General features: G+C 36.8%; 9 protein-coding genes. 1 reads left to right on the top strand and 8 read right to left on the bottom strand.

Annotation, left to right across the window (positions count from 1 at the left end; translation table 11 throughout):
• Positions 1–173: 173 nt before the first annotated feature.
• From murC to nrdR, 8 genes are all read right to left on the bottom strand, one after another.
• Positions 174–1505, bottom strand: coding sequence for a UDP-N-acetylmuramate--L-alanine ligase (gene murC, locus ACVRWY_RS08890; protein WP_354369823.1), 1332 nt, complete (start codon positions 1503–1505; stop codon positions 174–176).
• A 16-nt stretch (positions 1506–1521) separates the two neighbouring features.
• Entirely contained in the window at positions 1522–2157 is a 636-nt protein-coding gene (gene zapJ / locus ACVRWY_RS08885) for a divisome accessory protein ZapJ (RefSeq protein ID WP_354369824.1), read from the bottom strand.
• 84 nt (positions 2158–2241) lie between these two features.
• Entirely contained in the window at positions 2242–5331 is a 3090-nt protein-coding gene (locus tag ACVRWY_RS08880; RefSeq protein ID WP_354369825.1) for a pilus expression-regulating Snf2 family helicase, read from the bottom strand.
• A 207-nt stretch (positions 5332–5538) separates the two neighbouring features.
• Positions 5539–6849, bottom strand: coding sequence for a ribosome biogenesis GTPase Der (gene der / locus ACVRWY_RS08875; RefSeq protein ID WP_354369826.1), 1311 nt, complete (start codon positions 6847–6849; stop codon positions 5539–5541).
• A 16-nt stretch (positions 6850–6865) separates the two neighbouring features.
• Positions 6866–7579 (bottom strand): nitroreductase family protein, encoded by a 714-nt coding sequence (locus tag ACVRWY_RS08870; RefSeq protein WP_354369827.1) that lies wholly within the window; start codon positions 7577–7579, stop codon positions 6866–6868.
• Positions 7576–8460, bottom strand: a complete 885-nt coding sequence (dnaI, locus tag ACVRWY_RS08865; RefSeq protein ID WP_354369828.1) for a primosomal protein DnaI — start codon at positions 8458–8460, stop codon at positions 7576–7578. Before dnaI ends, ACVRWY_RS08870 begins: the two co-directional genes overlap by 4 nt.
• On the bottom strand, positions 8461–9624 hold the full coding sequence (locus tag ACVRWY_RS08860; RefSeq protein ID WP_354369829.1) for a replication initiation and membrane attachment family protein: 1164 nt from the start codon (positions 9622–9624) through the stop codon (positions 8461–8463). It lies immediately after the preceding gene.
• Positions 9611–10105: a transcriptional regulator NrdR gene (nrdR, locus tag ACVRWY_RS08855; protein WP_354369830.1), complete on the bottom strand. Its 495-nt coding sequence runs from the start codon at positions 10103–10105 to the stop codon at positions 9611–9613. The genes ACVRWY_RS08860 and nrdR overlap by 14 nt, the downstream gene beginning before the upstream one ends.
• A 189-nt stretch (positions 10106–10294) precedes the next feature.
• Between nrdR and ACVRWY_RS08850 the strand changes: the two genes are divergently transcribed.
• Positions 10295–10475, top strand: a 181-nt coding sequence (locus ACVRWY_RS08850) for a transposase (protein ID WP_447455794.1), incomplete at its 3' end; no start/stop codon positions are given.

Raw genomic sequence — 10475 nt, 5'->3', positions numbered from 1 at the left:
ATATGAACCCTTTCTAATGTGAGTTTCGTCGCTTTTCATTATAGGTCATATGGGACCTTTTTCTATATTCAAAAAGGCTCCATAATTTCCACGGTGTTCTTACCCACTACAGAAATTATAGAGCCCTAAATAAAGACTTAAGCCGGAATAAATTATCCCAGCTTAAGTATTTTTTATTGATTATTTTGTGTCAAATTAGATAACAACTCCTCAAACGAGCGTTCGTAGAGCTGAATATCTCCTGCTCCCATAAAGACATAAACGGCATTATCATGGTTGAGAAGCGGTGAGACATTTTCAACTGTCACAACCTTAGCAGGCTTACTAATTTTCTCTGCTAAGTCTTCAACTTTTACTTCTCCTTTATCCGCTTCACGCGCACTACCATAGATTTGAGCTAAATAAACAGAATCTGCTTCGTTTAGAGCTTGCGCGAACTCATCTAGAAGGGCAATCGTACGTGTAAATGTATGAGGTTGGAAAATAGCTACAATCTCTTTACTTGGATATTTTTGACGTGCCGCATCTAAAGTCGCAATAATCTCCGTTGGGTGATGGGCAAAGTCATCAATAATAACCGTTTCGTTAATCAATTTTTCAGAAAAACGTCGCTTCACCCCTGAGAAAGTTTTCAAATGCTCTGCCACCAAAGTCATATCAAAACCTTCAATATATAGGTTTGCAATTACAGCCGTTGCATTTAAAATATTGTGGCGCCCATAAGCAGGAACATGAAATTCTCCCAAAACCTTATCTTGAAACTTCACTTTAAAGTTAGAACCTGATGTTGAACGTTTGATATCATAAGCTACAAAATCATTTGTTTCATCAAATCCATAGTAATAAATTGGGGCATCTGAGGTAATCTGACGAAGTAACTCATCTTCACCATAGATAAACAATCCCTTTTGAATCTGCTTTGCATAGTCGTTAAAAGCATTAAAGACATCATCAATACCCGTAAAATAGTCTGGATGATCAAAATCGATATTGGTAATAATACTGTACTCTGGATGATAAGGCATAAAGTGACGTTCATATTCATCTGATTCAAATACGAAATATTGACTGTGTGCCGAGCCTCTACCAGTACCATCACCAATCAAAAAGGAAGTATCTGTAATATTTTTCATCACATGTGCCAATAAGCCTGTTGTAGAGGTTTTTCCATGTGCTCCTGCCACTCCAAAGCTTGTAAAGCGACGCATAAACTCACCTAAAAATTCGTGGTAACGTTTAAAAGGAATCCCGTTAGCAACAGCATAAGCAACCTCGATATTATTATCTGGACGAAAGGCATTCCCTGCAATCACTTCAATATCATCTGAAATATTAGATTCATCAAAAGGAAGTAATGGAATACCAGCTTTTTCTAGACCGTGCTGAGTAAAATAATATTTTTCAACATCACTCCCTTGTACTTGATAGCCCATTTGATGTAAGAGTAGAGCTAGTGCGCTCATGCCTGAGCCTTTAATGCCTATAAAATGATAGGTTTTCGTCATGTTTTCTCCTTTAATATCAATCTTCAAATCGAGTCAAATTTAACTCTTGAGCCACCCTTTTTTCAGTTTTTAACTGCCTATCTGGATAATTGTAAATCTGACTTTTCTTTAAGAAATCATAGTTATTTTTCTTTTTAGTAGTATTCTTTTGATTTTTAGGTTGCTGATAGTGACTAGGTAGCTCTGCTAAAATATAATTTTCTTGTCTCAGTTTCTCCGAAAAACGTGACAATTCTGTCACAGACTGAGATGATTTTGGCATTTGACTAGACTGCTTTTGAGATTTAACCTTTGGATTCGATTCCATTTTTGTTGATGAAATGGCTTTACTCGATAACACTGGATTGGTTTTTATTTTATTGGATAAATAATCTTGACGCTTTCTTTTCAAATCGCGTTTAGAATTTTCCCTCATCTGTTCAGCATAAGTCTTATCCTCAGATACCACCACTTGTGATACGCTAGTTTTTTCTTCCTTTATAGCCGATGAGATGGGACGCTCTTGTAAAATATCTTGATAATCCTTGTCTTGATAAGTACCATGGATATTAGTAATTAAATCCTCAGTTTCATATAATTTCATGATTTTAGGTTGCTCAACAATAATTTCATGATCAGCTACCAAGGGAAATTTTCTCTTTTTACGATCCATGCTACCCTTCCTTTCTATAGCATTCCTATTATAAACTAAAATAGAAAACTTTTCAAAATTTATCTTTTCATTTATAAAAAATAATCACGTCATTCCAAGGATCTCTTTTATTTCCTCTATTGTCATATTAGATTGTGTCGCATCTCCATCAAGGACACTGGCGACCAGATGTTTCTTGCTTTCTTGTAACTCTAAAATTTTCTCTTCAATTGTTCCGCGTGTAATCAAACGATAGACCTCAACATTTTCTCGTTGACCTAAACGATGAGCACGACTAATTGCTTGCATCTCTACAGCTGGATTCCACCAAAGGTCAATCAAGACAACCGTATCAGCTCCCGTCAAGTTCAAACCAACCCCACCTGCTTTTAAAGAAATCAAAACCAGATCTTTTGAGCCACTGTTAAATGCCCTTGTAATCTCTTGGCGTTGATCAGCAGGTGTAGAACCTGTGATTTTATAACTTGTCAAACCAATCTTAGTCAACTCCTCTTCTGCAATATCTAGCATTCCTCGAAACTGAGAAAAGACCAGTGCTCGGTGACCACTATCTTTAATTTGTTGCAGGAGCTCTCTTAAACTGTTAATCTTTCCTGACTCTCCTTCATAAGTCATAAAAAGTTTAGGAGTATCACAAATCTGGCGAAGTCTAGTGATACCTGATAAAATCTCAATTTTACTGCGATTAAGATCAGAATCTGAAGCACCTTTAATTCTTTCTTGCATTTGTCGTAATTGTGCGAGATAAATCGCTTTTTGACTATCTGCTAACTCATTGGTATAAGTCGTTTCTATCAAATCAGGTAACTCAGGTAGAACATCTTCTTTTTTACGTCGCATCACAAAAGGTTTTATATAACGCGATACAGTTTTTGGATCTAATTTTAAAAATGTTTTCTTATTAGGAAGTAAGCCTGGTAAAACAATCTGAAAAATCGACCAAATTTCCAAAAGCTTATTTTCCACAGGTGTTCCAGATAAAGCAAAGCACTGCTTAGCTTCAAAATCTCTTAAATGTTGAGCAATCTTGGTCTGAGTATTTTTCATCACTTGTGCTTCATCTAAGATTAAATAGTCAAACTGATACTGGCGATAAACCTCAAAATCTTGCCTAAAAGAAGTATAACTTGTGATGGTAACCTGATGTGCTTGCTGAATAAGCTCATCGCGGTTAACTTTAGAGCCGTAAGCAACAACCACGTCTAAGTCTGGTGAGAATTTTTTAAATTCATCTTGCCAATTATAAATCAGACTGGAAGGCGATAAAATTAAGACCTTAGATGCCTTAGTTAATTTAGAGGATAAAAAGGCAATGGTCTGGAGGGTTTTTCCTAGTCCCATATCATCTGCTAAAATCCCACCAAAACCATAGTGATCTAGCATAGATAGCCACCTAACTCCTGATAATTGATAATCTCTCAACTCCGCTTGAACTCTTAAACTTGGAAGAGGGTAATTTTCTGGGTGTGTTAAGTCCTGTGCCATCTTTTTAAAATCATCTGAAAAACTAATATTAGATATATTTTTAAAATGATCTGCAATTTGATAAGTGGCTACTCCTGATAACTCTAAATGCCCATTAACTGCTGCTTTGGCACGTAATTTTTGGAGGACTTGAGCAACTTTTTGAGTCTCTTCATCAAATAAAATCAACTTTCCTGATTGACTAATAAAATAAGGTGCATTTTGATACAGTGCTGTCAAGGCCTCATCTACATCATCTTCTACGATATTAGAAAAATCAAATGAAACATCTAACAAACTTCCCTTGGTTGCTATTGATACTCTTGGTTTTTCTTCTAAATGAAAACCCGCTAAGGTATCACCGATATAGACTTGACCGATTTTTCTAAAACGATTAAGCGTTTCTTCAAAAAAAGTATATAAGTCAGATGGTGAAAGTGGGGCGCGATAGGCTGAAAAATAACCCTCGAAACCTGCTTGTGCCATTAAACGCTTGATTTTTTCCTCTTTTTTAAAATTACTAGCAAAAGGGAGTGACAACAGACTATCTTCTGTCACTACTTCTAGTTGCCTATAATCATAACGCAAAGATAAACTAATTTCCCCTGTGTTTAAACTATCAAAATAAAATTTGGGAGTAAAATCACGAATTTGAAAAGTTTTAGGAGCCTCAACTTGACCAACCTCTTGAAAATCCAATAAACTAGCTGCTAATTTTGCTTGTTCTTCCAAATTAAAACGAAGATACTTTGCCCCATCCTCATCTATCGGAAGGGTTTTTAAATTAGCCACCAACTTTCTTTGCTTCTGATTCAAATGATAAAAAATACCTTTATAAAAAAGATAGCGGTGATCAAATAAACTACTATAGTCCTTTTCTTTAATCATCAATTCAATGTACTGGCGATGCACGTCAATTTTGAATTGAATCAGCCCATCTTCTCCCACCAAATCGTGAATGGTAACCTGCTTATAAATTTTATCAGCATAAGTTAATTGAGATTCTGGTAAGGCCTGTAGTAACTCTAAGCCTTCTTCAAAATATCCCAAGGGTAAGGCCAAATGTCTAGAATGATTTGGTAAAATATGTTCACTATCTAAACGATCACCTCGAGGAATCACGCGCCACAAAAACGTAATCAATTCTTGACTTGAGGCATCAAAATTCAACAAAGACAACGGTTCATAATATTTTTTTCCGATTTGATAAAAAGATTCTTCCTCTATGACCAGTAAAAAAGCTCTAATATCACGGATGATATAGCTTCTCTCATCTGGTAAGCGACGAATGCGTAAGGTCCACCAAATATCATTGGTATATAAACTTTGTTCACCAACAGCTAACAATTGGTAACGCAAGGTATCATCATCATTTAGAGATAAGTGATCAAGAAAACGACTTCCAAATGAAGTGATTGCCTGTGTTGCCTGCTTTTCTTTCTTTTCTTCCTTAATACCAGAAACCAGTTTTTGTCCTTCTGAATCATTTTTCATAAAATATTCTAAAGCGGCTTGATGAAGACAGTATTGTTTAGATTTAAAGAAATCACATTGGCAATTAACTTCCTCTGTATCCAAAGAAAATGAAATCATTTTACCATCTACCATCGCTTTAATGACCGAATCTTTTTCTTCTATTAATTCAAATTTTCCCGATTGATATAACTCAATCCCCTCGTTACGAATTCGCCCTGGGATAAGTTTAGCCATACTGATACCTCTTTTTCTTTATCCCTCTATTATAGCATACTTTAAAAATAAAAAAGAAGTTAAGCTGATCTTAACTTCTTACGATTAGGGTTTGATATTATTTTTATGCGTCCATTTTAAGCTTGTCTACCTTAGACAAAAAGCAAGATAAAAATCTTTCTCTACTTTTGTTAGATCAAAGCTGACACATTTATGTTGCAGAAGCTTTTATTTTCGTTTACGTGCAATCAGATGAATTGGTGTTCCTTCAAAGACAAAAGCTTGACGGATTTGATTCTCTAAGAAACGAAGGTAAGAGAAGTGCATCAGCTCTTCTTCATTAACAAAAATGACAAAAGTAGGTGGTTTCACTGCAACCTGAGTAGCATAGAAAATTTTAAGGCGTTTTCCTTTATCTGTTGGCGTTGGGTTAATTGCTATAGCATCCATAATAACATCATTTAAAACAGCAGATGGAATGCGCATATTTTGATTTTGACTGATGCGTTTAATCATTTCTGGTAATTTGTGTAAACGTTGTTTCGTCAAAGCAGACACAAAAATAATCGGAGCATAGGAAATGTATTGGAAATTATCACGAATATCATCTTCCCATTGTTTCATGGTATGATTATCTTTTTCTAGCGTATCCCACTTATTAACAACAATGATAATCCCTTTACCAGCTTCATGTGCAAATCCCGCAATACGTTTGTCATACTCTCGAATTCCCTCTTCCGCATTAAGCACCATCAAGACAACATCAGAGCGATCAATCGCACGCATAGAACGCATCACAGAGTATTTTTCTGTATTTTCATAAACCTTACCAGATTTACGCATTCCTGCTGTATCAATCATAGTAAACTCTTGCCCATCACTATCAACAAAGCTTGTGTCAATAGCATCACGCGTCGTTCCAGCAATAGGACTTGCAATCACACGATCCTCTCCTAAGATGGCATTAATTAAGCTTGATTTTCCGACATTTGGACGACCAATTAAACTAAATTTGATAATATCTGGATTTTCTTCTTCTTCCTCAGTTGGAAGATTCTCTACAATCGCATCTAAAACATCTCCTGTTCCAATACCATGAACAGATGACACAGGATAAGGATCTCCCAAACCAAGTGCGTAAAAATCATAGATATCATTACGCATCTCTGGGTTATCTACCTTGTTAACCACTAAAATAACTGGCTTGTGGGTACGATATAAAATCTTTGACACATACTCATCAGCATCTGTCACCCCTTCTTTACCAGATACTACAAAAACAATGACATCTGCCTCACTCATCGCAATATCAGCCTGATGTTTGATTTGCTCCATAAATGGTGCATCGACATCATCAATACCACCTGTATCAATGATTGAAAACTTACGGTTCAACCATTCGGCTGTTGTGTAAATACGGTCACGGGTTACCCCTTCAACGTCTTCTACTATAGAGATACGCTCACCTGCGATACGGTTAAACAAAGTCGATTTTCCGACATTCGGACGCCCGACAATAGCGATAGTTGGTAAAGCCATAATACTCTCTTTCTTGTTACAATAGTTTATGTTTTTTTAATAATTTTTCTGTTTCTTTTTGCTCAGCCTGCCCAAATTGTGAAATCAGGCGTTCAGACCAAGTTTCCGTTTGACGATCACCCGCATAAATCCTTTGGACTTCATCATAAGCCAGCACTACAGATGAATCCTGTTCCTTATACACTTCATCAAAGACGACAGCTTCTTTTGGCAAGCGTGGTTTAACAGGATGTTCTTGCGCAGGTTCTTCAAGTGCAATACAAAAAATAGGATAAGTATATTCTGGAAGGTTAAAGCAAGTCGCGACGTCCATAGCTTTGTGGCGAATCATCCCAATGAAAACACCTCCGTATCCCATACTCTCTGCTGCAAGGAGACAATTTTGTCCCGCTAAACTTGCATCAACAGAGGAAATCAAAAGGTTTTCACTCCCTCTAGCATCAAAAGCCGTTTGATGTAAATCAGCTGCCTTACTTGCTCGGTTCAAATCACCTACAAATAATAAAATCGCCTGAGCTTGCAAAATAGCAGGTTGAGGGGTGAGTTGATAAAGTTCCTCTTTTTTCTCTGCAGAGGTAACAACAATGATAGAATAGGATTGAAAATTTTTCCACGAAGATGCTGCTCTGCCTGCCTCAATAATCTGATCTAATTCATCAGCTGCTATTGGACGATTAGTAAAACGCCTAACAGAAGTATGTTTTAACATCAAATCAATCATATCTGTCATCTACGATTCTCCCCTTCTAAATGCAATTCTGTAGCCAAATAACGTATGCGCTCCATCACACGCTTGGCTTCCCAAACCTCACCATCAGCTTTGCCAGAAGATAATTTTTTCTCCAAATCAGCCATACTATAATTAGACGTAAAAAAGGTTGGCAGATTTTCAAGCATACGGTACTGTAAAATAACTTGTAAGACCTCATCACGTATCCAAGCACTAGCTTGTTCTGCACCAATGTCATCTAACACTAAAATTTCAGCCATTTTAATGCGATCAATTTCTTCTTTGACATTCCCTGTTTTGATGGCATGTCGAATATCAATCGCAAAGCTTGGAAAATGAAGCAAAGTGGTACTTAACCCTTTTTTCTCAGACAAATCTCTTGCTAAGGCAGCTAACATAAAGGACTTGCCAACCCCCATGTCACCATAAAGGTATAGACCTTTTGTTATCTGAGGAAAATGCTCTACAAAACTCACAATAGCTTCAAAAGCTTCGATACGCTTAATATCATCAAGCATAATATCTTCTAGCCCAATCTGCTTATATGACTTAGGGAGATTGACCAGATGAATACGATCGCTCACTGCCTGTTTTTCCTGCGCTTGATGATGTTCTTTCGTTTCCTTATAAGAGACATCAGCATAGCCTTCGTTCATCACTAATATGGGCTGATAGCCTTTAGCAACATAAGCCTCATCACCACGATTAAAACGATCACGCTCCATACGAAACTGATTCAGTTTGGTTAAACTCAACTGTACCTGATCAGGAGTTAGACCTTGCTCTTTTATAAATATGGCCACGTCTGGATCTTTTAAAATCTGCTCTTTTAGCTCTCTTGGGTTAAAACGTGTGGGGTATTGGATGCTTATCTTTTCCATCTAGTCCTCCTTTCCCAAATCTCTCAGTCGCTCTAGGGCTTTTTGCCGATAGGCTTCTAGTTTTTCTTGCTCATCTTGACTGGTTTGATTTTGATAATTTTGATTACTCCATTTAGGGATATTGGTTTTATTCGTTTTTTCTTTTGCTTGAGATTTTTTCTCTCCGACAGACCGAAGATACTTCATCGCATCATCAGCTCGCGAAATCCCCTTACTCACAAAATCATTGGCTAATTTTAGCACATAGTTTTTATGCAAATTCGCAGAGTGAGTCTTATTCATGGTATAGAGTACCATAATGTTGATCACTTCATCAAGCAATCCCATCTGAGCCATTTCTGCTAAAATTTTAACTTCATCTCTAGTCACTATTGCCTGCTTTGGCTTTTTAATTTTAGCTAAAAATACCTCAGGACTATCTTCTCTGGCTTCTTTGATGACAATTTTTTCTTTCTCACTAAAGTCATTGGTGGAAGGGGAATTCTGACTTTCCCTTTTAGCCACCATTCGTGAAACTAAAATCTTATTTTGACTAGCTGTTTCTCTCGCCAATTGATAAGTATCATACCATGTTAGTTTATAACGCTCAGATAGGTTAAAAATAGCTACTAGATCCGTTTCTTCATCCGTAAAACTAAGCCCATCTCTTCTCATCAACCGTTTAAAACTATCTAAGTCAAAATAGTTTTTAGCTACCTTTGGATGCTCTGATGGAACAATTTCTCCTTGATTTCCAAACACTTCCGAAAACTTCTTAGAAAGATTTCTAGCCTCTGGAATCTCTTCGTCCATCTCAGAAACTGCAACTTGTCCAATAGCCCCTTCTAATAAATGACGATACAGAGCATGTGATAGGAAATTTTCTTTAGATAAAGGCGCTCTGACATCAATGATGTAAGAATGACGATCTTGATAGAAACGAACAAGATCTAAAGCCGTCAAAACTGCCAAAGCCTCCTCGAATCGTTGCATGTTATAGAGAGTATGATTTAAAATCTCATGAAAGGCATGTCGCTTTTTCCCTTGATCATAAAAAGCTTGTAAATAGCAATATAAAATATAAGCATCAGCTTTAATAATGGGATAATACAGTTGCATCGTCAAAGGATCAGCAACCTCTATCCTCCCTTTATCAAGATAGTAGAAGGAATCATTCGCTCGCATCTTTGTCTAATCTCTTTTTCTTTGTACGCATACTTTTAGTCAACTGGTGCAACAACTCTTCCAACTCATCGACATCTTTAAAGCTACGGTAAACACTTGCAAAACGAACATAAGTAATCTCATCTAAATCCGCCAACTCATCCATCACTAGATTCCCAATAACCTCACTGGGAACCTCATTATCATAGTCACTGCGAATTGTCTGCTCAATACGAGCAATAGCTTGATCGATCACCTCAGCTGATACTGGACGTTTTTGAGCACTCCTTATAATACCTGTATAGATTTTTTCACGAGAAAAGGATTCTCGCGTCCCATCTTTTTTTACCACAACAAGCGGAATATCCTCTATTCTCTCAAAAGTTGTAAAACGGTAATGACACTGGTCACACTCTCGACGACGTCTAATGGTCGTTCCTTCTTCTGCTTGACGACTATCAATCACACTTGATTTATTACAATTACATTTTGGACAACGCATGAAAAACTCCCTATCTTCCCAGATTTCGCATTCTTTATTGTATCATATTTTGAAGCACAATAAAAGAAAGTAAGATACGACAGTGTTTTTAAAATGTAGCGTTACAATAGATGTGAGACTTCTAGAAGTCAAAAAGAAGATTCCCTGATATGATAAGAGTACCACCACTCATCAAAAAGGAATCTTCTCATGACTAGTATATCACAAAATCTTCGCTATTTACCACATACTCTAGAAACACGTTACCACGCTGTTAAAACCTACCAAAATGGTGCCTCTGTCGCCTTCATCTGTCGACGTTACAAAGTTTCAAAAGCCTCTCTCATGCGCTGGAACAAGCGTTTTGATGGAACTAAAGAATCATTGAAAA

The sequence above is a fragment of the Streptococcus porcorum genome, from assembly GCF_053203725.1.
The sequence above is the reverse complement of the archived record's forward strand: the minus strand, read 5'-3'. Positions and strand labels throughout refer to the sequence as shown.

Excerpts from the sequence above, each read along its gene's own strand:
- murC (WP_354369823.1), bottom strand. The coding sequence starts at position 1,505 with ATGACGAAAACCTATCATTTTATAGGCATTAAAGGCTCAGGCATGAGC.
- zapJ (WP_354369824.1), bottom strand. The coding sequence starts at position 2,157 with ATGGATCGTAAAAAGAGAAAATTTCCCTTGGTAGCTGATCATGAAATT.
- ACVRWY_RS08880 (WP_354369825.1), bottom strand. The coding sequence starts at position 5,331 with ATGGCTAAACTTATCCCAGGGCGAATTCGTAACGAGGGGATTGAGTTA.
- der (WP_354369826.1), bottom strand. The coding sequence starts at position 6,849 with ATGGCTTTACCAACTATCGCTATTGTCGGGCGTCCGAATGTCGGAAAA.
- ACVRWY_RS08870 (WP_354369827.1), bottom strand. The coding sequence starts at position 7,579 with ATGACAGATATGATTGATTTGATGTTAAAACATACTTCTGTTAGGCGT.
- dnaI (WP_354369828.1), bottom strand. The coding sequence starts at position 8,460 with ATGGAAAAGATAAGCATCCAATACCCCACACGTTTTAACCCAAGAGAG.
- ACVRWY_RS08860 (WP_354369829.1), bottom strand. The coding sequence starts at position 9,624 with ATGCGAGCGAATGATTCCTTCTACTATCTTGATAAAGGGAGGATAGAG.
- nrdR (WP_354369830.1), bottom strand. The coding sequence starts at position 10,105 with ATGCGTTGTCCAAAATGTAATTGTAATAAATCAAGTGTGATTGATAGT.